The organism is Paenibacillus sp. 10L310 (assembly GCF_056395745.1).
Genome location: NZ_JBFTKC010000010.1, coordinates 134,296 through 157,825 on the forward strand (window position 1 = coordinate 134,296; position 23,530 = coordinate 157,825).

At 40.8% G+C, this 23,530-nt stretch carries 26 protein-coding genes; 22 read left to right on the top strand and 4 right to left on the bottom strand.

Annotated features, from left to right (window positions below; translation table 11 throughout):
* Window positions 1-45: 45 nt before the first annotated feature.
* The 8 genes from AC1DE7_RS20610 to yaaA all read left to right on the top strand — a co-directional run bounded on the left by AC1DE7_RS20610 (window position 46) and on the right by yaaA (window position 4,819).
* The gene (locus tag AC1DE7_RS20610) at window positions 46-405 is read left to right on the top strand and encodes a hypothetical protein (protein ID WP_477535073.1); all 360 of its coding nucleotides are present in this window, start codon (window positions 46-48) and stop codon (window positions 403-405) included.
* Between the two features lie 62 nt (window positions 406-467).
* Window positions 468-749 (top strand): hypothetical protein, encoded by a 282-nt coding sequence (locus AC1DE7_RS20615; RefSeq protein WP_477535074.1) that lies wholly within the window; start codon window positions 468-470, stop codon window positions 747-749.
* Window positions 750-984: 235 nt separating this feature from the next.
* A complete protein-coding gene (locus AC1DE7_RS20620; protein ID WP_127545528.1) occupies window positions 985-1,467 on the top strand; it encodes a hypothetical protein in 483 nt (160 codons plus the stop codon).
* Window positions 1,468-1,644: 177 nt separating this feature from the next.
* Window positions 1,645-1,845 carry a DUF4279 domain-containing protein gene (locus tag AC1DE7_RS20625; protein ID WP_477535075.1) on the top strand — a complete coding sequence of 67 codons (201 nt, stop codon included), beginning with the start codon at window positions 1,645-1,647 and terminating at the stop codon, window positions 1,843-1,845.
* A gap of 156 nt (window positions 1,846-2,001) precedes the next feature.
* Window positions 2,002-2,442: a hypothetical protein gene (locus AC1DE7_RS20630; protein WP_127545531.1), complete on the top strand. Its 441-nt coding sequence runs from the start codon at window positions 2,002-2,004 to the stop codon at window positions 2,440-2,442.
* Between the two features lie 395 nt (window positions 2,443-2,837).
* Window positions 2,838-2,996 carry a hypothetical protein gene (locus AC1DE7_RS20635; RefSeq protein ID WP_338587828.1) on the top strand — a complete coding sequence of 53 codons (159 nt, stop codon included), beginning with the start codon at window positions 2,838-2,840 and terminating at the stop codon, window positions 2,994-2,996.
* On the top strand, window positions 2,974-3,852 hold the full coding sequence (locus tag AC1DE7_RS20640; protein ID WP_081746030.1) for a prohibitin family protein: 879 nt from the start codon (window positions 2,974-2,976) through the stop codon (window positions 3,850-3,852). The genes AC1DE7_RS20635 and AC1DE7_RS20640 overlap by 23 nt, the downstream gene beginning before the upstream one ends.
* 214 nt (window positions 3,853-4,066) lie before the next feature.
* Window positions 4,067-4,819: a peroxide stress protein YaaA gene (yaaA, locus tag AC1DE7_RS20645; RefSeq protein WP_253501689.1), complete on the top strand. Its 753-nt coding sequence runs from the start codon at window positions 4,067-4,069 to the stop codon at window positions 4,817-4,819.
* A gap of 202 nt (window positions 4,820-5,021) precedes the next feature.
* On the opposite strand, the gene AC1DE7_RS20650 is transcribed toward yaaA, so the two are convergent.
* Window positions 5,022-5,585 (bottom strand): DUF4879 domain-containing protein, encoded by a 564-nt coding sequence (locus tag AC1DE7_RS20650; RefSeq protein ID WP_338706519.1) that lies wholly within the window; start codon window positions 5,583-5,585, stop codon window positions 5,022-5,024.
* A gap of 648 nt (window positions 5,586-6,233) precedes the next feature.
* Here AC1DE7_RS20650 and AC1DE7_RS20655 point away from each other — a divergent pair.
* From AC1DE7_RS20655 to AC1DE7_RS20665, 3 genes are all read left to right on the top strand, one after another.
* The gene (locus tag AC1DE7_RS20655) at window positions 6,234-7,556 is read left to right on the top strand and encodes a WXG100 family type VII secretion target (protein ID WP_477535076.1); all 1,323 of its coding nucleotides are present in this window, start codon (window positions 6,234-6,236) and stop codon (window positions 7,554-7,556) included.
* Between the two features lie 22 nt (window positions 7,557-7,578).
* The gene (gene cdiI, locus AC1DE7_RS20660; protein WP_164783154.1) at window positions 7,579-7,953 is read left to right on the top strand and encodes a ribonuclease toxin immunity protein CdiI; all 375 of its coding nucleotides are present in this window, start codon (window positions 7,579-7,581) and stop codon (window positions 7,951-7,953) included.
* Window positions 7,954-8,284: 331 nt separating this feature from the next.
* The gene (locus tag AC1DE7_RS20665) at window positions 8,285-8,770 is read left to right on the top strand and encodes a hypothetical protein (protein WP_192134068.1); all 486 of its coding nucleotides are present in this window, start codon (window positions 8,285-8,287) and stop codon (window positions 8,768-8,770) included.
* 333 nt (window positions 8,771-9,103) lie between these two features.
* Here AC1DE7_RS20665 and AC1DE7_RS20670 read toward each other — a convergent pair whose 3' ends face one another.
* Window positions 9,104-9,625: a GNAT family N-acetyltransferase gene (locus AC1DE7_RS20670; RefSeq protein WP_477535077.1), complete on the bottom strand. Its 522-nt coding sequence runs from the start codon at window positions 9,623-9,625 to the stop codon at window positions 9,104-9,106.
* 796 nt (window positions 9,626-10,421) lie between these two features.
* Here AC1DE7_RS20670 and AC1DE7_RS20675 point away from each other — a divergent pair.
* From AC1DE7_RS20675 to AC1DE7_RS20720, 10 genes are all read left to right on the top strand, one after another.
* Window positions 10,422-10,667 (top strand): ArpU family phage packaging/lysis transcriptional regulator, encoded by a 246-nt coding sequence (locus tag AC1DE7_RS20675; protein WP_477535078.1) that lies wholly within the window; start codon window positions 10,422-10,424, stop codon window positions 10,665-10,667.
* A 63-nt stretch (window positions 10,668-10,730) separates the two neighbouring features.
* Entirely contained in the window at window positions 10,731-11,888 is a 1,158-nt protein-coding gene (locus tag AC1DE7_RS20680) for a PIN-like domain-containing protein (protein ID WP_477535079.1), read from the top strand.
* 240 nt (window positions 11,889-12,128) lie between these two features.
* On the top strand, window positions 12,129-12,740 hold the full coding sequence (locus AC1DE7_RS20685) for a hypothetical protein (protein ID WP_477535080.1): 612 nt from the start codon (window positions 12,129-12,131) through the stop codon (window positions 12,738-12,740).
* A gap of 460 nt (window positions 12,741-13,200) precedes the next feature.
* Window positions 13,201-14,064, top strand: coding sequence for a hypothetical protein (locus tag AC1DE7_RS20690; RefSeq protein WP_477535081.1), 864 nt, complete (start codon window positions 13,201-13,203; stop codon window positions 14,062-14,064).
* 245 nt (window positions 14,065-14,309) lie between these two features.
* Entirely contained in the window at window positions 14,310-14,501 is a 192-nt protein-coding gene (locus AC1DE7_RS20695; protein WP_477535082.1) for a hypothetical protein, read from the top strand.
* 108 nt (window positions 14,502-14,609) lie between these two features.
* Window positions 14,610-15,395: a hypothetical protein gene (locus AC1DE7_RS20700; protein ID WP_477535083.1), complete on the top strand. Its 786-nt coding sequence runs from the start codon at window positions 14,610-14,612 to the stop codon at window positions 15,393-15,395.
* Between the two features lie 85 nt (window positions 15,396-15,480).
* Window positions 15,481-15,630, top strand: coding sequence for a hypothetical protein (locus tag AC1DE7_RS20705; protein WP_477535084.1), 150 nt, complete (start codon window positions 15,481-15,483; stop codon window positions 15,628-15,630).
* A 305-nt stretch (window positions 15,631-15,935) separates the two neighbouring features.
* A complete protein-coding gene (locus AC1DE7_RS20710) occupies window positions 15,936-16,145 on the top strand; it encodes a hypothetical protein (protein WP_477535085.1) in 210 nt (69 codons plus the stop codon).
* A 115-nt stretch (window positions 16,146-16,260) separates the two neighbouring features.
* A complete protein-coding gene (locus AC1DE7_RS20715) occupies window positions 16,261-16,872 on the top strand; it encodes a hypothetical protein (RefSeq protein ID WP_477535086.1) in 612 nt (203 codons plus the stop codon).
* 465 nt (window positions 16,873-17,337) lie between these two features.
* The gene (locus AC1DE7_RS20720; protein WP_477535087.1) at window positions 17,338-17,607 is read left to right on the top strand and encodes a DUF6809 family protein; all 270 of its coding nucleotides are present in this window, start codon (window positions 17,338-17,340) and stop codon (window positions 17,605-17,607) included.
* Window positions 17,608-17,744: 137 nt separating this feature from the next.
* Here the strand turns inward: AC1DE7_RS20720 and AC1DE7_RS20725 are convergent, their stop codons facing one another.
* A complete protein-coding gene (locus tag AC1DE7_RS20725; RefSeq protein ID WP_477535088.1) occupies window positions 17,745-19,121 on the bottom strand; it encodes a right-handed parallel beta-helix repeat-containing protein in 1,377 nt (458 codons plus the stop codon).
* Between the two features lie 553 nt (window positions 19,122-19,674).
* Window positions 19,675-21,267 carry a catalase gene (locus tag AC1DE7_RS20730; protein ID WP_477535089.1) on the bottom strand — a complete coding sequence of 531 codons (1,593 nt, stop codon included), beginning with the start codon at window positions 21,265-21,267 and terminating at the stop codon, window positions 19,675-19,677.
* A gap of 187 nt (window positions 21,268-21,454) precedes the next feature.
* Here AC1DE7_RS20730 and AC1DE7_RS20735 point away from each other — a divergent pair, with 187 nt between their 5' ends.
* Window positions 21,455-23,437, top strand: coding sequence for an ATP-dependent DNA helicase (locus tag AC1DE7_RS20735; RefSeq protein WP_477535090.1), 1,983 nt, complete (start codon window positions 21,455-21,457; stop codon window positions 23,435-23,437).
* Window positions 23,438-23,530: the final 93 nt, after the last annotated feature.

The following is a 23,530-nucleotide window of genomic DNA, read 5'->3' on the forward strand; positions in this document are numbered from 1 at the left end:
ATAACAGGATTAATATTTGAAATTCATAATAAAGGAGGATTTATTATGAAGAGAGTATCGTTTTTTTTGCTTTTTCTTCTTCTATTGACAGCATCCGCTTGTTCAAACAAAGTCACTTCATATACAGGAGAGAGTGAGAATTGGCGTGTCTCATGTACAGTTCAAAGTAATAGCGATGTAGCAAGCTATGAATATGAAATTAGGTACTTAGGAGATAATCCTTCATTAATTGAAAAAGTTAAAACCAAATTTATGAGCGAAGATATTCATGCTACAGGAGAAGTTCCTTTTAATAATGTAATCAGAGGAAAAGCTGAAGGGATGTCCCCGTTTTTGGATGAGAATGAATTTCTAGTTCAGATTGATTGGGAAGGAAAATCGGAAAAGATAGTGGTTACCAAATGATGGTGATAATAAGTGGGAATATAAATAGATTACAAACTACAGGCCAAAGTGAGGTGAATAAAATGAGGTTTCTAAAGGGAGCATTGATTGTAATTGCACTAATAGTTGTAGCTTCAGTCACATGGTATGGCTCCTATAAGAATGATATGAAGGATCTTGAAGATGGTTTAAGAACGTATTTAATCGTTGAAAAGGGTGTGGATGAACATGATATCATTAGCATCACTGCTCGTCGCAGTAAAATGCCACAGTATCCTGTAATCGTCATATTGAAGGACAAACCACAGGAAGTTGTATACACCCAGAGAGAAGAGCAATGGGTGCAACTATGGCCTGATCCATAATTCTTCAATGGTATGTCCGATATTATCCGGTTTTATGGAATATTACGTCCTTTGGATGGGTTAGGCCTTATCTGTTGGATATGCAAGGATAAGTTGCAAGGTCCGGGTTTCAGCTCGCTTTATCAATTTTGGGGTAGCAAACTCTCAGATCATCTTTAATCTGAAAGCAACTGCATCCGGGGCCAAGATGGAAAGAGGGTAAATGGTACGTTGTTAAATAGAAGGAGGGTCATATTTGAGAAAAGGATTATTTATAGGTTTATTATTGATTACAGTAATCATTCTGGTGTTTTTTATGATGAAAGATCCGGTTCCCGTAGAAACTAGCAGGCATGTAAAATCTGTTGAACTAAAAGGTAATGTGTGCTTAGTTACCGTCAATAACCCTCAAAAGTCTACAGAGAGTACTCAAACAGAACAGTTCGAAAGTCAGTCATGCACAAATTTAAAAGAAGGAGATGCAATAAGCTACCAATTTCTAAATCAAGGTAAGTATCTACACATCGTTTCAATTAATAAAGAACTAACAAGAGATCCTCTGTCAGGCTCAATAACTAAGAAGTTTGAGGAGGGTGGAAATATGTATATCTCCGTTGAATTACCTGGTGTAGGGGAAGAAATCTTCTTAATAGATAAATCGGACTGGAGAACAGTCAACATTAAATCGGATATTACTTTTTACTTGGATATTTGGGGACTTCCTATTCATTTAATTTAAGTCTATTGTTCAACCAATACATATCTGAAGACTCACCAGTTGCTTTTACTACATGGGGGAATATGTCGAGGGACAAAATGTGGTCATTTAAAGTTCGCTAATTTAAATTTAAAGATAAGTAAGATGTTCAAATATGATAATAAAATGTATCAATAAAGAAGGTAGATCAATCAGCAATTGAATCACATACTCAATCTTTTGGAGCCACATATAGAAAAGTTGAAAACCTTGAGAATGAAGAATAATTTGAATTTTCGGTTTAGCTTCTCGATTAGGATTATGCATAATGAGACCCCTGCGATTACTATTGAGAAAAAGGCAATTGGTATAGCCTATGATTTGAACGCAGAGTTTGATTTTGATTTGTATATTCTGTAGCAATGGAAACAAGTCATTCTGAAAATACATACAGAGGACAAGTACCCAATTATCTGACCTTGAGAGTGGTGTTCTCTTTTTAAATAATCGCATGGAACTTGGAAAAAAATCAATCTTTCAATTATATTCATATATAGACAAAAGGGAAATGATTAAATGAAGATTGGAGATATCGAGAAATTAGCGGATAGGTTACCTACAGAAGTTTTACTGTCTTTGTTCAGGAATGCTTTAAAAGATTTTGAAAATAAGATTCTTGATAAAAAAGTTTTTTTGTTAATCCTATCCGAATTAACAGATCGACAAATCATGACTTATGAACTTTTAGAGGATAAAACTAGAAATGAGATGGATGTCTTAATGAGGAAGTTATGGAATACTAATTCCTACGAAGATGTAGATATCATACTCTCTATTGTTGTTAACCTTGGTTTGAAGAATTGTTTTATTAAAATTAAAGAGTCTATAAGTAAAGAAGATAATATAGATTTGATAATTTTAAACGAGATTAAAGAGACGATTATGGAGGTTGGAGATCATATTTCAAATCCATACTATGACTTAGAAAGGTTTAAATCATCTAAAAGTGAGTTTTAGCTCATAAGATGGTAACCTGTGATATAAATTTATAGTTTTAATTTTGGTTCGTATCATTACTCATTCGAAGATGCCATTAAACATTTTGATGGCTCTTTTTTTGTGACAGTAGGGCAGTTTATTTAGAATATGTGTACACCTACAGAGAAGAGCAATGGATACAACTCCTGATCCATAATACCCAGATGAATTGATGATCACTTTCTTGATAGGAATAACTGGGTACTGGACGCCCATTCATCCACCTTTCTTTTCTCTACTTTACCTAATAGTAGTTCAAGCGCGGAATATCCTTGAAACCTAATACGAATTTACAAAGTATATATAAAGAAGGATATAATTAGTTACCATTTATAAATTTGTACTCGGTTACATCCATAGAGGGGAGGACGGATATGCCATTTATTGGGGGAATCATTTTAATTTTTATCCTAGCATTTATTCTATGGGCATTAATGTTCCCGCTATTCAATAAAATAGGTAGTAGAATTTTGAAGAAATACAATAAATTCAAACAAGAGGAGAATGGTGATGAAAAATTCAAAGACGTTTAGGGTAGGGGCAATTGCGGTTGCATTAGTTATTATTGTGGGAGTGCTAATGGTGACCTTCTTTTTAACACGAATTCCTAATGGATATGTTGGGGTCGTTTATTCACCAAATGGAGGCGTAAAAGATAGCACACTGAGTCAAGGGTGGAAACTCGTTGGAGCGTTTGATAAAGTGACGAAATATCCGATCCGAATTCAAACGGTGGAATACAGAGATATTCAGATTGCTACTTCTGACGGGAAAAACATCACAATCGATTTTGCTTACAACTACCAAGTAGAACCAAGTAAAGTATCTTCTATCTTTAATACATTTGGGCCAATTAGCATTCAAGAAATTGAGGATACATATCTCAAAACACGTTTCCGTGACGCAGCTCGTAAGGGGATTTCCAAGTTTACAGTCATTGATGTGTATGGTGAAAAGTCATCCGAAGCAGGAGTAGACGTGCAACAACGTTTTTCTGATGACGTTAAAGAATTAGGCTTTATTGTATCCAACGTTACTGTAGGTGTTCCTCAACCTGACGCCAAGACTCAGGAAGCAATCGATAAGCGTGTCGAAGCTTCTCAAGAACTGGAACGTAAAACGACTGAACTTGAGATCGCCAAGAAAGAAGCAGATCGTAAGCGCGTGGAAGCGCAAGGTAATGCAGACAAACTATTGATCGAAGCAGAAGGTCAGGCTAAAGCAAATAAAGAGCTTCAACAATCATTATCGAGTCAACTCGTTGAATATGAAACCATCAAGAAATGGGATGGAGCACTTCCATATGTAAGTGGGTCAAATACGCCAATGATTCAATTGCCGACTACAAAAACAGAGCAAAATAGCGGCGCGGGGAGCGTATCTCCCTAATAGCGGTTTGAGTTGCACGCCTTGCTTTCTCATCAATTGAATCTGTTGAATTCTAATGAACAAGCCGGTCCAATCGTGGGCTGACTTGTTCATTTTGAGTCTTTTCAAAGGTACTATGAGGGATTTAGTTAAGCCATGGCATTGGATTCGCCTGTCCAATCCTGTACAATGGATAACGACAAAAACAACGGTAGATTAAGGATGGATCAGCACGATGAGAATTATCATATCACCAGCTAAAAAGATGAAGATTGATACCGATCTTATGGCTATCGCACAGATGCCGCAGTTTATAAACGAGTCAGAACAGCTATTGAGTCTGCTTCAAAAGTTATCCTATGACGAACTCAAAGCGATGTGGAAGTGTAACGATGCAATCGCCGAACAGAACGTGGAGCGGATTCAGAATATGAATATAAAAGCAAATCTGACACCAGCAATCTATGCCTATGAGGGCATTCAGTATCAGTATATGGCTCCAGGTGTTTTTCAAAATGAGGAACTGGCGTATCTTCAGCAGCATTTACGCATATTATCCGGTTTTTATGGCATGTTACGGCCTTTGGATGGGGTTACCCCTTATCGGTTGGAGATGCAGGGCAAGTTGCAAGGTCCAGGCTTCAAATCGCTCTATCAATTCTGGGGTAGCAAACTCGCAGATCAGCTTCAATCAGAAAGCAACTACATCCTAAATCTGGCTTCCAAAGAGTATAGCAAAAATATTTTGCCTTTTCTGAGTGAGGAAACCCGGTTCATTACATGTGTATTCGGACAAATGGTCAATGGGAAGCTTGTTGAAAAGGCAACCTGGGCCAAGATGGCCAGAGGTGAGATGGTAAGGTACCTGGCAGAGCGTAAGATTACAGATGTGGAAGATGTAAGAAACTTTGATCGGTTGAATTTCGCTTTTTCAGAAGAAAGATCCGATGAGAGTACTTATGTATTCATACAAGCAGAGGGCAAGTAGCCTGCTGTGCAACGGTGGGTTCCTATACAAAGTCGGCCCTTTAAGGTCACAATGAGAAAAGACGCAGGGGATGTATATCCCTGCGCCTGATCAAGAATTAAATCCATGTCCAAAGCTGATGAGCTTTTGGGCTTACTTCCCGTATTCCTCATGATAGAACCAAGATAGCCAATTCTCCGATATTCATATTACATCCTTCCTGTTAGCGAACATTAATCCAAGCGGTCCACTGTGTTGGAATATTAATGGAATAGACTGTACCTACAAATTGTCCCCCTGTAGTAGGCGCTTCATAAACCCAAGAATAGGCCCAAGCATCTACGACACGGTCGCCGTCCAGATCAATAGCTTCAGACCAGTTATTTGTCATTGTATTGCCGGCGAGTGTGCCGTAGTGACTGCTGTCATAACCGATCTGGAAAGTAATACACTGAATCCAAGCCCCACCGTGATCATTGGTCGTGGAGAGCGGGTTGTTATTGAAGCCGTAAATTTCTTGACCGCCATTAGGAGATACGACACCGTATACATTAATGTGAGATACTTTCGGAGCAGGCGCAAACAGAACTGGACCACCCGCATTATCAGCCTTCTGGGATTCAAATTCAGCCTTAGCCGCTTTCACAGCTTCACGGAATTCTTTGGAATTAATAATTTCTTCCTTTGTCATAGGTTTGGCTTGAGTCACATCACCGTCTGCATAGGCAGCTACATTAAATGAAAGCACTAGAACAAGAATAAGAGCTAAACTAATCAATTTTCTCATAGCAATAAATTCCACCTTTCTTGTTATGGGTATTCTTTTTTACAAAAACATGCGGTTACGACAAATAGACCTGCTTGCAGCTTAAAGCCTCTTGCCCTCCTCTCTTTTAAAGATGGTTCTTCCCCTTTTTTCTTTACTGAAAAAGAAATTAAGGAGGTAGAACTCTACAGGCTAGAAAACTCTATGAAGTAGGAATGTATATGTAAAATGAATGCCTGCCAATGATTATGTGTTGCAGACAAAATGTAAAACTCCTTTATACGTATTGATATCTTGGCTATGATAGGCTCTGATACCCATCTTGATAATATAAGATTCCAAAATAGATATTTAAATTGTAATATATTCCATTTATATAAACATATAGTACATCCGATCTCCAGTTAAAGTCAAGTTTCTTCATTGATACTATGATTTGTTAAAGTTTTCGGCTTGTCGCAGTAAAATGCCACAGTATCCTGTAGTCGTAAAAGGAAAACCCTCTGGAACATGTATACACCTACATAGAGATCGTATGGGGCTGAGGGACGGATATAAATCATTCTGAGCGTGGATTCATGCAGTGAAATCAGGAGGTTAGGCGGATGTATTGTACTAGTACTTCTGCTAACATAGGTTAATCATATATCAGATGAGCGGTGAAAACGGATGAGTACAATTAAGGTGACTCCTGAGCAACTACATCATGTATCCAATCAGGTGGATCAGGCCAGACAACAGTTGGAGCATATTCGCAGTGAACTGACGAGACAGATCATGTTCGTTCAGATGATGTGGATGGGGGCGACGCAGGAGCGATTCTACTATGAGTTTGAACAGTCGCGCCCTATATTGGATAAAGCACTGGAGAGTATGGTGGGCATCTCCAAGGAACTCAAGGAGATCGCTACGCGATTTGAGAATGTCGATGCTGAAAAGGTGAGTCTTGGAAGTGCTGTTGGCGCTGTGGGTGCGGGAGTAATGATGAAGACCTTGGGTAATGATGCGAGTACGGAGGATAAAGGTTACCGGATGGCGCAAGTCAATGTGTATGGGAAGCTGATGTGGATGCCTGTGAACGAGAATGGTGTTACGGATCAGGCAGCCCTTCAGGCATATAAGAAGGATCAGGGGCATTTGGATATCAATCGGATGCAAGCTACGGATGCTGAAGCGCCAGGAGAAGATATTTATGCGATGCAGATCAAAGCCTTTGAAAATGGAATTCATCCCTTCACAGGCGAGCCTGTATCCGATAAGTATGCTCAGATGATGTTGACTTCTCTGAAGTTCAGCCAGCTATTTATGGCATTTCAGATGGTTCGTGGGAGTATGCCGGGTGGCAAAGGGCCGTTTCGCTTGCCTGCCTCTGATCCGGCTGTGGCGAAGATTAAAAAGAATCTGGAAGCGAGGAAAGCGAATGAGCAGAAGAAGGGTTCTGAGGGCAAGGGACAAGCAACTAAGACAGTAATAAGTGAACATGTAAGTGATGCGGAGAAATTGCAAAGGCCATATGCTCACCTAGTAAACGTTGATGGATTTAAGAGAGGTAGCAGACCTGGAATATCTGGTGGTCATAATATGGACAAATTTAATGGGGCCTTACAAGAAGACGCAAATAAGTATGGACTGAGTGTTAAAAAGGATTATTTTATAGGTGAACCCAAGAAGCACAATGTCGAGGGGATCTACGAGGTGGAGTATCAAATTCCGTCCTTGAAACGAAGTGAATCAGATAAAAGTATTTTTGAACCGATAACGGACTCAAATGGAAATGTGCTTGGGAAGAGAGTGAATGATCCCAAAACAGTATATGATCCTAATATAATTTCTAATGAAAAAATGTATAATTGGGGAAAAGCAGCATTAGAGCCACAGATACAGGCTGGAAACGTGAAAAACGGGATAGTTAAAGGAGAACTAAATGGGCTGAAATTTGTGGGGTTCGTAGATGAAAAAGGGAACATAAAGAACTTTTATCCTGCTTTTTAATTAATATCGAAGGAGAGATATGATGTACAAAATTTTGACAACAAAAGCTGAAATAGATAGATTAGTCGAATCTTATTTCTGGATTATTGATTTTCCGAGAGCTTTAACATACTTCGGAGATCATGAGAGATATGGTTATGGTTCAGGTCCACTGGAGGTACAATTTTCATCCTATCATATGCCAGAAGAGGAAGAGTATATTGGTGATCAGAAAGTGTGTTTTATTGGAGAGCCTCCAGCATACGATGAAGATGTAATGGCAGTGATGGAGCATGATGAATTTTATAACTATTTGATGATTTACAGTGAGAAGTACGTGGAGGAGCACCCAGAAGCTAAACAGGAGATTTATAATTTATTAGATATGGTAAAAAAAAGATTGGATTTACATTCTTAACTCACTGATTGTGAATCATAAATCATTTGCGAGGAACAACGAAAGTTCGTTTATCTTATACGTCCATAGTATTCATAGTCCAAGTATTGGGTGTACAGTTGGGAAGATATGAAAGCACTAAAAACGTTGCCGTATGACCCGGATTGATGTTATAAAAATCCGAAAGCTCTTCCCACCTGAATGTTGTGAGGAACGAGCTTTTTTGTATGCAGAAAATAAACCAAAGAAGGTGAGAGGACAGCAAATAGAGGTGCTGAATAAATTATTGTAGGCTATATTGATATGATTACATCCGCCTATCCGTTGTATTAAAAAGATTGGAGATACGAACATGATTAAATACAGGTATACAATCGAATATAAAGAAGATTTCAACGAAGTTATCGTGGACCTAGGCATCGATTCATCATTAAAGAATGGTTATCTGATTAGTAATTCTTTGGGATCGGATATATTTGGAGACTTCGCCACGATCCAGGAAGAGATCGGAAACTTAATCGAATTACTGAAAGGGGAAATAACGTTATACGAAGGTGGAGGGAATGTGAACTTAATAAGATCTGACCAGTCTTTTACAACTTTTGAAGATATCTTTGCAGAAGAAGATGAAGAGGACAGTATATGTGAAATTGAGACGTTAGAATATGTAAAGATACTATTGTTATGGGCAAAAGAGAACTTTCAGTATAAAAGCCAGCGAGGCGTTATCTTGAAAGAAGAAGGGCAAGTAGCATTAGAGTGGTTAAACGAAAAATATATTGAGGTTTTAGTTTTGGGTCAAAAGATCGAGCGTATCAATTTGAAATTGATTGAATGAATTGTATGAACAATAGATCCGTAATATTTTGCGGAGAAAAGTGAAAATTTTCATTGCTCAAAAGTTACGGAAAAACGTGTGCGAGTCAACGGTTAATACTATATCAAGTAAGTAATTAATAGATCCATTACATATACCTAGTTTGTTTCACTAAATGCGCGTAAGAACCAATTCATCTGCAATACTCAATAAGTTTCCCAATGGAATAACATCAAGAACGCGAAATTCACAATATAAGGAATATTAAAAGACAAAAAAGCCTAACCCCTCAGTATCTTGAACGAGGAATTTGGCTTATGGTCTTCAGCTTAAACAGTCGCGTCCGATGGGTGATTAAAATAATGATTTATTTATCCATGTATAATTAATGAATTTTAACATTTGCCCATTCATTTCAAATTCTTTATCACTAGTTTCTGTATGCTCGAATCCGTTTTGCTCTAAAACTTTTTGAGATGCTATATTGTTGGTGGTTGTTTTTGCCTTAACTTCTTTTATATCTAAATCAACTATTGTATTGAGTAATAATTTTAATGCTTTTTTAGCAACACCTTTTCCAGTGTGGATTTGTCCCACTCTATAGCCGAGAAATCCTATTTTATCGGAATCATCAATATCAACTAAATTTATTCTTCCAAGAATCAAGTTATTTTCGTCTTTTATTAAATAAAAAAAGGAGAGTCCTTTGACTTGTTCATCAAGTAAAGATTCATTCCTTACTTTAAAAACCTCAGGTATGTAATAATCATCTCCTCGAGACGGTATCATTTCCTCGAAAAAAGTCCTGTTTTCAATTTCGAATTCATACAAGCTTTCAATATCTGTATCTTTTAACTTCTCAATTATTATATTCATGAACCCTTTCCTCCAATCAACTCTAATGCAAGATACTACGAATCTACTTCTGTAAACTATAATTTGTACTACGATATGAGTTTGTTCTAATTTCCTCATTTTGGATATGTTAAAAAATATTGAATTTATTGCAATTAAATTTTTGTACAGCAAGTATAACATCCTATTTCGTTATTCGACATTATGGGCGATTAATGGATATTCAAATCCCTAGTAAATTTGAGCAATCTTTGGATGAACATTATGGAAACCTAGGCTCGAAGATGTGGGCGTATATTAAAGGTCAACTGGAACAAAACATGAGCAATTATATAAATAACGATTCTGCGGTCTTACAACTACCCGATGACGATGTACTTACTTCCTGCAAGAAAATGGTCAATGACCAGCAAAGGTAAGATACTTCTTGAAAGCAAGAAGGATATGAAAAAACGTGGTCTCAAGTCACCGGATAGGGCTGACGCATACGTTCTCACCTTTGGTGAATATTTGCTGGGGGCACCTCAGTCAATAATGCTTCCAACAATAGGTGGTGTATCAGTTAAAAGATAAAATGAAATTACCTCCCAAGTTAGATGAGGAAGCCAAGCAAAAATAACTCACAAAACATGCGTTTAACATACTGACAATCGACGAGAAAGCTACCCGCCGCGCTGTGGAGGAATATATTGAAACTGTTCGGTAGTACCGGCAGATCGGTTTTGTACGGCCTGAGGCAGTAATTACGGAATGTGTATAGTGAACACCAGTCAACCAATGTCCTCAGCAAACAACAGAGAGGATCGCTATCTATAATGTGGACAAGGAGGCTGAACTCAAGGAGAAAGACCGTTTGCTCAGTTTGGCCTTGGAGAGACTGTCTTCAGTACAGCGTGAGGTTATTCAGCGAAGTTATTTGGATAACGAAGGGGAATTTGATTATATAAGTTGTGGGGAAATGGGGATTAGTGATAGTACGCATGGGCGTGAAAAAAATGAAGCGATCAGTTCACTGTCCGCCGCGTTGAGATTGGAGAAGTTTGAAGAGTTTGAGGTCGGTTAAATGCCGGCCTATTTTTTTATTTATTGTTTTGATAAAATTGGAAGTACATCAAGGAGGCAGATCATGGTTAAAAATATTGAGAAGTATTTCTTCAAACCTAAACGAGTTGATGAAATCATTCACACAGCAAATATAGTTTTTGATACGAATGCCTTGCTATCTGCTTATCAGTGGAAGGAGGTTGTTTTTCATGAAGTTTTGAAAGTTCTACAAAAACTCTCTGATGAGGATAAATTAAAAATCCCACCACAGGTATTTAAAGAGTTTATTCATCAAAGGCCATTAAGAATAGCAGAGGCTATAGAAAAAGTGGACGAGCTTTTGAAAAATATTCAAAATCCTAAAAAACTAGAACCCACACTTCCATTGTTAGGATTGATTGATAATATAGGTAAATATGCCAAAAGTGAGAGGAGCTACACTGAGAGCCGAGAAAATTATAAGAATGAACTAAAAGAACTTATCAAGAGATTAAAGGAGTTCTTTAATGATGATATTGTGTTAGACTCTCTGAAGCCGCTTTTTCAACAGATCAATTTTAACCAGGCTGATCGAGAAGGCGACATAACAAAAGTTGCAAAAAACAGGGCTGCTGAAAAGCTTCCTCCACTAACAGGAGGGGACGGAGGAAAAAAAGAGAATCAGTATGGCGATTATTTCGTTTGGGACTACATCCTATCTTTAGAAGGGGATGTTATATTTGTTACTACTGATTTCAAAGAAGATTGGTTTCATCAAATCGGAAGTGGGAAAGAAAAAACACCTGTTTCCCCGAGACGAGAATTGATCGAAGAATTTTATGAAGTTTCTGCGGGAGGGACTTTTTCAATAATTTCTTTGAAAGATTTTATGCAGAAATATAACCCCAATCTTGATGAAGATATAGTTGATAATCTTATGGCTGTAGAGAAGAACAAAATAACTGCTAGCTATGAAATGATATGCACAGCAATTAGGGATTTAAGGTTATTATCTGTTTATGATGATGTATCGGAAAGGCTCGACTTTTTCTCTCCACACTATGAAATATTTGTTCAAGGTTTTAATGTTGATTCCATCAATTTTAAACCTGGTGAATATTTTTATTTATTCATAAATATGCAAGATGATATCTCAATAGATGCACTTCATCGCATTATCAATGAAAAGAATCCATTATTCAAAGTCGACAATTCAAGGCAGATTCAACCTCTACAAATCTTCTACAAATCTTCTGACTGATTTTTGAATGTTTGTTGGGCGTTTGATAGACATTCGGGGTGTTATATTTGTATTGTGGAAATCGAGCGAGAATGAAAGTAACAGTTACACATGCGGCATATGACTGGGGCGTTCCTCTTCTCGCTTTTTTATATTAAAGTAGAAGTTAGATTCATGTAGTATTCGACATAAATAGAGGGGATATTCGCTCTGTTATAGAATCTGTAACTTTGGAGGGGAGTGATTGTTATCAATAAATGGGTGTTCATAGCTATTCTGTTTTTATCTCTATCATATTTAAAAACTGTGATAGATAACTTTAGAATTTTAAAGACAAAAGAAATTAAAAAATTCAAGTTTATCTTAACTGATTTCTATGTTTTTCTTGGTCCATGGACCACGAAATTGATTCTTAAAAAACCTGATAAGATATTAAGTCTAGAAGAGGAGATATATAGATTCTATGTAACGGAGTTAAAAAAGAGTGTAAAATTCGGCAGTGACTTGATAAAAATACAAGGAGTTATGGAAGTTCTAAACAGAAGAAAGTTGAACAATCACGAGAGAATCATTTTAAGAAGTTATATAGATACAGATGAAGTAGATAAAAGTAATTTTATACAGACTTTTTCCTTACTTATTTCGTCGGTAATTGCTGTATTTATTGGTATCTCAGCTGCTGCAGTCAGCGATAAATATGGTGTTGACTTAAACTCGGCCTTCATTGGAGGACTAACATTAGTTGTTATATATGTTGTTTTTCACTTTTCTATATCAAGATGGAACTCCAAGCCAAAAATTATTAGAATTGTATTGGATAGGTATGAAAGTACTGTTTCAGATACTAATCGTAGTCAACAGAGTAACTGTTAAATACGAAAATGTAAAATAGTAAGGAAATTCAAGAAAACGGCTAGTTTATTCTATTTTCTCGGGACTCACCCGTTTACTGTTCCTTGACCCGATTTTGGTAGCTTCAGTAAAATGGTCTTGTTCTTCCTCTATAGTTACATAGTACGTATGCATTTAAAGCAAAAAGCGCAGCGTTTTTGTGGCGACCGTTTCGGGCGCATGCTTTTAGGACGTAACACCAACTTCATACATATCACATTTAAAGTCGTTCCTTCACTGGATCGGCTTTTTTTCATTGGAGGAATTGAAGTGATCAGCAGAAGACGGAAGAAGATACGCAATCGCCCCAACAAGCAGCCGGAGAAATGCAAAGGTTGTTTATGGTGGAGGTGGGATGGAGTGAAACAGTTCTGTAGTAGACCAATATGCCCAAAAGAGGTAAAATAAACCTGAGTCATAAAACATCATTTTGGGGGTTAACATGTCGAAAAAAGAATGTTTTGTCATTTCACCAATTGGAGAATCAGGCTCAGAAATTAGAAGAAGAGCTGACCAGGTTTTGAGACATGTCATTTTACCAAGTGTAAAAGAATGTGGCTTTGATGAATCAGAGGTGATCAGAGCTGATACAATCAGTAACCCTGGTGCAATTACACATCAGATCATCTCATCAATTATAAATTCTGACCTTGTTATAGCAGACCTCACAGGTAACAATCCTAATGTTTACTATGAGTTGGCAATACGTCACGTACTTAGAAAGCCGTATGTTCAAATCTGCGATATCAATACCCCGTTACCTTTCGATGTAAAGAATCAACGTACTATCATGTTTGATTATAAAGATTTAGATAGTGTATCCGAAGCGAAATACTTGCTTGAAGAATATGCTAAGAATGCGTTATCTCAGCCTGACAGTTTAATGACCCCTATTCACGAGGGTTTAATTATTGAAGGCTTATTGACGAGTGATAAACAAACTGATCAAATTCTTGGCCAACTTCTAACAAATGTTGACTATTTGACTAAAGAAGTTAGAGGAATGAAAGGAAATACCAATGTTGGTTATAGGAAACCTTCCTTTTCCGAGGAGGCTATGGAGGCTCTCGAAGAAGAAATGGAAGAATATAATACTTTAAAGAGAAAACAATCAATGTTAGATAATTTGAATAAATTAGAGCCTATTGATGAAGGTACGAAGCTGAGACATCCTAAATGGGGTGTTGGTGAAGTGATTTCGGTTAAAGGTGCGGCTTTGGAAAAAGAGATAAATATAGAATTTCCCAGACCAGCGGGAAGGAAACGTCTTTTAGCCGGTTTTGCTCCATTAGAAAGAGTTGAATAACTTGCTGTAACAGAAGCGCCCATCGTGGTGCTTTTTCTTTTGCTCTCATATGACAGAATATGATCCGTTCTGAGCTTCTTAACATGAGAACATCCGGTTTGCAGGGAACAGTCGATTGAAGAGCAGAGAACAGCGTCTGAGTGAGCGTACGCATGCATATGATGGTCACCCAAACGTTGAAACCAACTCAACACAATTATTGTCGCTTATTGGGATCTATCATATGATTATGGTGGAGGTGTTATATGGAGGTTTACGAGGGTTATTCTATTCATGTGCAAAGGACTTCTGATGGCCAGTATAAAGCTTTTTCTAATTCAGGTGATGAGTATGTTGATAGTACTGAGAAGTCGGCAATAGCAGGTTTAAAAGGTAAAATCGATAACATTGCGAAATACCGGGCATTGCAGGAAGAAGCAAGGAAGACAAAAGAATGAGGCACCTTTTGGTGCTTTTTTTAATGCCCACATGTTAGGTCTTGACCAACCTCACTTATTGTCTGATACTGGAATATGTTGTATCAGAGATAGAGTGGGAGTGGTTAGATGAAGAAGAAGTATATTGCAATAATTGCTTTAGGGATTTTTTTGATATGGGCTGGTTCAGCGGTAGCAATTTATAAATGGGTAGGTCATGATGATCGTGGAACATTCGGGGATATGTTTGGAGCTGTCAATGCGTTGTTCTCAGGTTTTGCATTTGCCGGATTAATTTATACTATCTCCGTTCAAAGGCAAGAACTGCAGACACAAAGTAAGTCCATAGATATGCAAACAGATGAAATGAAAATACAAGTATCAGCCATCAAAATGCAGACAGAGGAACTCTCCCTTCAGAGAGAAGCTATACAAATGCAAACAGAAGAGCTTGCGCTCCAAAGAAAAGCTATTGAGATGCAAACTATAGAAACTGCTCGATCTGCTGATCAATTGGAGGGACAGAAGAATTTATCGAATCTCCAAACAGCCATGAGTGTAGTGAACGATTTGATTAGAACAAAGAATAAGAGGATTGAGGGAATAACCGTCTCAGCAGGAAGTGGATGGATAAAAGGATCTGACGCATTGGGTCATTTGTCGGAAGTAGGGCTAGGAGTGTGGGTAAAAGAAAGAACGTTAGAAACCTATCTTAATTTGTTTTATTATATTTTAACTTTCATAAATGAATATGATCTAAAAGAGGAACAGAAGAAATTATTACGAGATTTATTGAATGTTGATACCTCGAACGAAGAATTAACGGTAATATATCGTGCTCTTGGGAATGACCAACATAGAATGGGGCTTCTTGCCTCAAGCGGCTTTCTAACACGTTACAAAAAAATAACTTAACCACTTTCCATGCCATCCTATTAGGGTGGCTTTTTATTTGGAGGTAATGAGATGAACATCAGAATCGTGCCAACCGATCTAATAAATGCAGCAGGTTATAACCCCCGGGTTGACGAAGGCAGCCATTGCCCAGTGGGTGAAAGACCTGCAGGCTGGAAATATAAAGATGCAGACTGTTCAGGATCTGGAACGACTCATCGAATTGGATATCAAGCTTCAGCAGGATGAGTTGTAAAAAAAGACCTGTTAAGGATGGTTAGTTATTCGCTTTACCCGACTTCCAAGCAACAGGATTTTGGATTTCAAACTTAAAAGAAAAGAAAGGGACTCTGACATCAAAACCTTTGAACTTAATTGCTTTAATTATATTCATACCGATTCCCCCAATTTTCTTTAGTGTTGCTTGGAGCCTAACCATAGGTCGGTTCTTAGAACCGTTATCGGGAATCGAGTAAAACGAACAACTATATCTGTTTTATATAGTTAATACCAAGAGTTGTCAACGCAAATAATTGTATTTATTGATTGGAGGTGAGGGAAGTGTCCGTTAAAAGCTATCAGAAGATCATTCCGGCTACGGCCATTAACTTCGAGGGAAACAGCTCGACACATACAGATGAGATCTTCGCTTTTGTTCAGGTGCCAATTTCGATTGACCTTGCGGGTAGCATTGTAAAGCTTCGATTGCTTTTTAATCCATTGCAAGTACCTGTTGGGGAAGGTGATAAATGTATGAGGATTGCTGATTAAATCCGTAGTAACACTATAGTAACTCGATGATATTATAAATCCATAGAAGTATGTAGAAATGTAGAAGGTAAGGAAACTTTTCCTGCCTTCTATTTTTATGTCTGGAGGTGAAACTTTGAAATGGTATCATAAAGCCATTTTTTCATTTGCGAATTCAGTTCTTCCGGCCGCAGTAAAACGTCAGATGATGGGTTTTGGCAGGATGACATCGCCAAGATCGTCAAACGGATGGGATATATTCAATTGGCTCCCGAAAAAGTACCAGAGTGCTCATAATATTGATCTGACCAAACTACATAATCACACAGCAGAGGAACTACTTGAGATTCTTGTATCTGTTCATCCTGATATTTCGCATGCGCTCTACAACTTTCTGCGCATGGGTGGCACACCGCTTACATTTACAGCAAAGAAGCAGAATGGTAGTGACGATAAGAATGGGCAGAGGGCTTTGGATGCAATCAAGAACTTACTGGATTCTCCACTTCCTTCACCTGGTTATCAGCATGGAAGGTCGTTAGATAAGCTTGATACAATTCAGCGGATGATGATTATGGTACGTGGGGCTTGTGCTGGTGAAGTAGTTCTAAACGAGCCCTGTAATGATGTGATTGATATCGTACCTGTTGACCCTGCGACAATTTGGTTCAGGAGAGAAGAGGGAACAAATCGGCTTGTCCCTTGGCAATACATTAAGAATCCACATTCTAGTGTTGGCGAAAAATAGTCTGGCTAGTATAAGAGGATCGATACGCCGACAATCATTTATAAAAGTTCGATCTTATAGCTAATGATCCTTACGGACGAACACCTATAAAAAATTTGAAAGATGCATTCATTAATAAGGTACTTTTTTGGATTTTCTTCCAGTATGAAAGGACATGGCCTCTGGTATGTAAAACTCGAGCCGAACCACTTTGATGGTTAAGGCATTATTACATCCGTCCGATTCAAAAGATAATCTGTACTGGTCTGATGATAGTCAGCCAACTTAATCAATATAGCCGTTGAAATGTCCCACTCGCCTCATTCATAGTTGCTATATATGCGACTATAGCAAGATAAGCTTCATTTGGTGTTTGAGGCATGGTTTAACTTTAATTTTGACTCAATAAAATACTAGCGCATTTCCCGCTAAATTCACATCTCACCTCATCCCCTGATGTACAATCTTCCTGAGGTGAAGGATAACATGTCAAACCTGATCGAAGATTTATTTCACGGGAACCTGCGTTTGGACGAGTCGATTCATCCTGAGCAGGCCGAGTATGAGGAGATCAATCGCCAGATATCGGACCTGATGCAGGACTACAAAACACAGCTTACCGAGAACGAATACGATACTTTGGAGCAACTGATCGACTTAATCGGACAATCCACATCTATGTATGTGGAAGCAGCGTTTGAACAGGGTTTTCGCACAGGCGGCAGACTCATCATTGAGGTATTAGGCAAAACGTGAGCGTGAGTATCTATCAACTTAGAAGCCAGCATACAATACACAGCAATTCAAAAATCCCCTTCTCCATTACCACCGCTTAGGCGGAGTGGGGAAGGGGATTTTGCTTTTAAATTACTCTTTTATCGTACTATCACCACCTACCGCGCCCCAATATTTTTACCAGATGGCGTACCCGAGCCAATCAGATCACTACCACCCGCAAGCTTGAGGAAATTGCCCAGGACAGGCGTTCCGTCCGCGCTACGTGTTACCGAAGGTACGAGGGAGACAAAGTCGGCTGCGCTGGCGAGCAGGCCTTTGGCGTTCTCACTTTTTTTGTTCTTCCACCAGACGTTGGTGCTACTGACGTCGGTTCCGCTTGTTTTGTCACTGGCGCCGCCTTGGAAGGACAGGTTGTTGGTGAAGATGTGGGTGCCTACATCAAAGGCAAAGTTGCTTTGCCCATTGTTCCAGGAGGTGTTATTTTTCATCTGGATCGAACCGGGATTGCTGTTGTAGGTGAAGCCGTGCTTTTTATTGTTAAACGCAATGCTGTTCTCAACGATATGATTCACTGCAATCTTCTCGCCGCCGAGCTTGAAGCCGTTTCCATCACTGTTGGAGGTAGAAGTACCGTCTGCTGTTGCACCGTTCGCGTAGGCGATGCTGTTGCGGATCGTAACCGCGCCGATGGCACCTGTGTCCGTTTTGCTATACAGATCCCAGCCATCGTCCACGTTATAGGCCGCAATACAACCGTCGAAGACATTACCTGGGCCAACGGTCAGTTTGGCCGCAAAACCGTCTGCATCCTCGCCGTCATCCGGGTCATAGTTGTTGTGGGAGTAGGAACGAATCACTTCATTATATGCAGGCCATTCACTCTTGGCGGCTGTGGAAGCATAACGTCCCATTTGAATACCCGTATCCCGGTTGTGATGAGCTTCGATCTGCTCCAGACGGTTGTAACTGCCTCCGATGAAGATGCCGTTATCGCCCGCACCCTTCACCTCAAGCCCTTTGACGAACCAGTAGTCTCCGAACATTTGCAGTCCACGATTGGTGGAGGCGAAGGCTTGAGCGGAGAAATCAAAGACCGGTTTTTCCGATCCATACGCCACCAGGTTTTTGCGTTGCCCCGATGTGCCGCTGTTGCCACGTTCAATGGTAATGGTCTGAGAGAAGCTGTAGTTGCCGCCGCGCAGATAGATGGTCTTGCCTGGGGCGATCTGGGTCAATGCGTTAGCCAGTGACGTTGGACTGTTGAGGGTGCCCGGATTGCTGGCTGAGCCGTTAGGCGCGACATAGAGATCACCCGCAGCAAGTGCGATATTCGAAGTCGCCACCGATTCAGAGGGATTTTGCAAGCTGCTCTCGATCAGTTCCTCAGCACCGGCCGATCCACCACCAATTAATAATAGAGGGAACGCGGCGCTCAGACAGATATGGGCCATTTTGGATTTGAGGGAGCGTTCCTTCAGAGAACGTGCAGATCGTGCAGATACATGAGTGGATGTGGATGGGAATAATTTCATTACGTAAACCTCCTTGGTTAATTGGGAATAGAATGAAGAGCATGTGGTAGCCGTGTAGCAGACCGTTACCTATGAGATAGATCATGCCGGCTGGTTAGGTGTAATCTCTAGGACACAGCTTTATGGTAAATGTTGTAAGCGTTATCATCAATAATCATCTGATCAGATGGAGGTACATGCAGGCAGGTCAGGCCTGCAAGCTTCCAATGCCTGTAATATCACGTGAATTATGTAATCTTTCCATTGGGTGATAGCTCTCATTTAACGAAGAATCATCTGAAATGAACGTAGAGAAGTACGCTTTTCCATCCTCAGAGTACCAGTTTTACTTATGATCCACTCCTATGAACTTCATTCAACCTAAAATAAATAGCAGCCTACATCCTGAAGTGGAGATTACACTCCAGCTAGTCATGAAAAAGCCCTGATAGCAGCTGCAACTGGCAACTTGACGATCAGGGCTATGTTTAATTCAGAACGTAATCTGCTTACTCAACATACTAGAATGTACTAACAGTGTCAGACTTATCAGTCTAAACGCTGTCCAGCTATTTTAATATCCGTCCGTCTCACGACTGCGTTTCTCTGCTTGCTCGACACTTGGTTCATGTTTCGGTTGGACCGTTGTACTATCATCGGTTGGTACAGAGGCCAACCCTTCAGAGACGCGACGACCGTAATCTGCATCGGCTTGGGTGAAATAAGAGATCATGCGCTCCCGAATATCTGGTTTGCATTGTGCCAACGCGCCGACCATGTTGCTGATCAACTCATCTCGCTCCCAATCCTCGAATGCCCGGTACGTATCACCCGCTTGTCCAAAGTCATTGGTACGCTCAATCTTCTCACGAACAAGTCGGCCTTCCACCAGTGGTTCATGTTCCTTGCCACGTGGGGCTGCTTCCTTTAAGCCACCAAGCGACGAAGGTTCGTAATTTACATGTGGATTCTGACCCGGCGCACGATCCACTTGATACTGCATCTGCCCGCCGCTTTGATTCGTGGCTACCCGATTTTTCGGTGCATTTACAGGCAATTGCAGGTAGTTTGCACCCACCCGGTGACGCTGGGTATCTGAATAAGAGAAGGTGCGTCCCTGCAGCAACTTGTCATCTGAGAAATCCAGCCCGTCTACCAATACACCTGTGCCAAACGCTGCTTGCTCCACTTCATTGAAATAATCCTCGGGATTACGATTCAGCGTCATTTTGCCAACAGGTAGAAAAGGAAACTGCTCCTGCGGCCACAACTTGGTTGGGTCCAGCGGGTCAAAATCCAACTCCGGATGCTCGCCGTCCTCCATCACTTGAACGCACAGCTCCCATTCGGGATACTCCCCTTTTTCAATAGCGTGATACAGGTCCAATGTCGCATGATTGAAGTTCTGTCCTTGAATCTCGCTCGCGTCTTTTTGCAGCAGGTTGCGTATCCCTTGATTGAGCGGTTCCCAGTGGTATTTGATGAGTACGCCCGTGCCTTCCTGATTGATCCATTTGTATGTATTAACACCCGACCCTTGCATCTGCCGATAATTCGCTGGAATGCCCCATGGAGAGAAGAGGAATGTCACCATATGGGTAGCTTCAGGACTTAGCGATACAAAGTCGAAAAACCGCTCCATATCCTGTGCATTGGTCAACGGGTCTGGCTTGAAGGCGTGTACCATATCCGGGAATTTGAGCGGGTCACGAATGAAAAAGATTTTCAGATTGTTACCCACCAGATCCCAGTTGCCATCTTCGGTATAGAATTTTACAGCAAATCCGCGCGGGTCCCGCAGGGTCTCCGGTGAATGTCCACCATGTATAACGGTAGAGAAGCGAACGAACACGGGCGTTAGTTTGCCTTTTTCCTGAAATAGACGTGCACGTGTGTACTTCGATACCGGTTCATCCCCGGCCGTTCCATACGCTTCAAATACGCCATGAGCACCAGCACCACGGGCATGGACCACACGTTCCGGAATACATTCACGGTCGAAGTGAGTAATTTTTTCGAGAAAATGATAGTTCTCCAGCGTAGTCGGTCCCCGGCTGCCAACGGTTCGTACATTCTGATTGTCCGTAATGGGATGACCTTGTCGATCCGTTAATGTCTCAGGGTCTTTGTCTGAGGAATGCTCTGATTGTGAAGACTGATGATTCATGGAGTGGAGCACCGCCTTTCCTTAAAGTGGATTCCTGTATATATTTTCCCTGAAAATTGGTTCTATACATTAAACCTCGCAAATAATCTCGTAAAAAAAGCTTGTCACCCGCTTCATCGCGTGAGATAATTAACTTTTGCCCTGCGGCCTTTTTTGAACGGAAAATGAAAGAGGACCGCGTCTAAGAATGGAGGCTGACCTAGGATTGTCTACACAACGTTATCCTTTTGCATATGATCCGGCTGAACCTTTTGTATCCCGTCTTGGGGAATGGGTTGCCGATGTTTTTTACGATATTTTGCCAGAGTTCGGCTTCGAGGTACGGGATGAACAGATTTTTATGGCGTACCAGCTCGAACGGGCCTATGGAGATAAAAAGACCATTATGGCGGAGGCCGGTGTCGGAACAGGCAAGACGTTAGTCTATCTGCTCTACGCGGTCTGTTATGCACGTTATACGGGCAAACCGGCGGTGATCGCCTGTGCCGATGAGTCCTTGATTGAACAGCTTGTGAAGCCCGGTGGAGATATTGCGAAGCTGGCTGCACATCTGGACTTGGAAGTGGACGCACGTCTGGGCAAATCACCGGATCAATACGTCTGTCTGAACAAACTAAGTGCGATGCGATTTGCGGATGAAGATGCGCCTGTTATTGAAGAAGTGCATGAGAGTCTGCCGGATTTTGTGAACACGCCGGGTACACTTCAGGCCTTCCATCCGTATGGTGACCGCAAACAGTATCCACATCTGAATGATCGTCAGTGGAACAAAATCAACTGGGACCCGTTCCAGGATTGTTTTGTTTGTCCAAAACGTCAACGTTGCGGCCTCACGCTGTCACGTGACCATTACCGTCGTTCCAAAGACATCATCATCTGTTCCCATGATTATTACATGGAGCATGTGTGGACGTATGATGCGCGCAAACGCGAGGGACAATTACCACTGCTGCCTGATCACAGCTCAGTTGTATTTGATGAAGGACATTTGCTGGAAGAAGCAGCCCTGAACGCACTGAGCTACAAGCTGAAACACCGCATCTTTGAGGAACTCGTCACTCGCCTGTTAGAAGGAGAGATTCGTGAATCCCTCGCCGAGTGTGTAGATGAAGCGATTGAGAGCAGTGAGCGACTGTTTGCGTTGCTGGATACGTATACGGTCGCGATCCCTGGTTCGGAACGGAAAGAAGTTCGGGTAGAGCCGCCACTGCTACGTGAGATTGAACGTCTGACGAGTGTGCTGGATGCAATCGGCGAAGAACTGGTATTTGAGAGCGGATTGTTCTCGCTGGATGGTTACCAGATGCGTGTCGTGGAAGAACATCTCGATATGATTCAGTCTGCGCTTGCCTTGTTCCGCAAGGAAGATGGTTACATCTGTTGGGCGGAAGAGAGCGAGGATGAGACGACCTTATCGATCATGCCGCGCACCGTGAAGGAAATGCTGAACGAGCGTGTGTTCAACACAGGTATTCCAATCGTGTTCTCCTCTGCGACGTTATCTGTGGACAGTTCATTCCGTTATGTGGCGGACAGCCTGGGCATTGATGATTTTGTATCATTCTCAGTGGCTTCCCCGTATGATTATGCGGACAAAATGAAGATGAAAATTACCGATGAAGCTATACCGGGTCACCCGGAGAACGAAAATCGCATGCGTGATGCGGTGTCGTTACTTCAGGAGAGTGGAGGACGTGCGCTGGTTCTGTTCCGAACGATGGAAGAGCTACGTGCGTTCAAGCAGGACATCGTTCATGTATCTGAAGCAGAAGGTTTGCGCTTTATGTATGAGGGCGACCGGGAGATCAGTGATCTGATCGCGGCATTCCAGCAGGATGAGGAGAGTGTGTTGTGCTCCGTTAATCTGTGGGAAGGACTGGACGTTCCAGGTCCGTCATTATCCAATGTCATGATCTGGTCGCTTCCGTATCCACCACAGGACCCTGTCTTCAATGCAAAACGCAGTGCGTCGGCAGCACCATACGAAGAGATCGATCTTCCGTATATGCTCTTACGTGTGAAGCAAGGTCTCGGACGTCTGATTCGGACAAGCACGGATTCCGGTTCTGCGGTCATTCTCGATGAATCGCTGTATACCAAAAAGGAAGCCAAAGACCGCATTGCGGCTCTGCTTCCTGAAGGTGTGGAATGGACAACCCTGACACACTAACCAGCTTACGTTAAATATTCTTGTTTTATTTTCGATGATAAAGTTTCTTACCAAAATAAGTTCTTGTTCTCTGCGGATTAACCATCCGTAAGT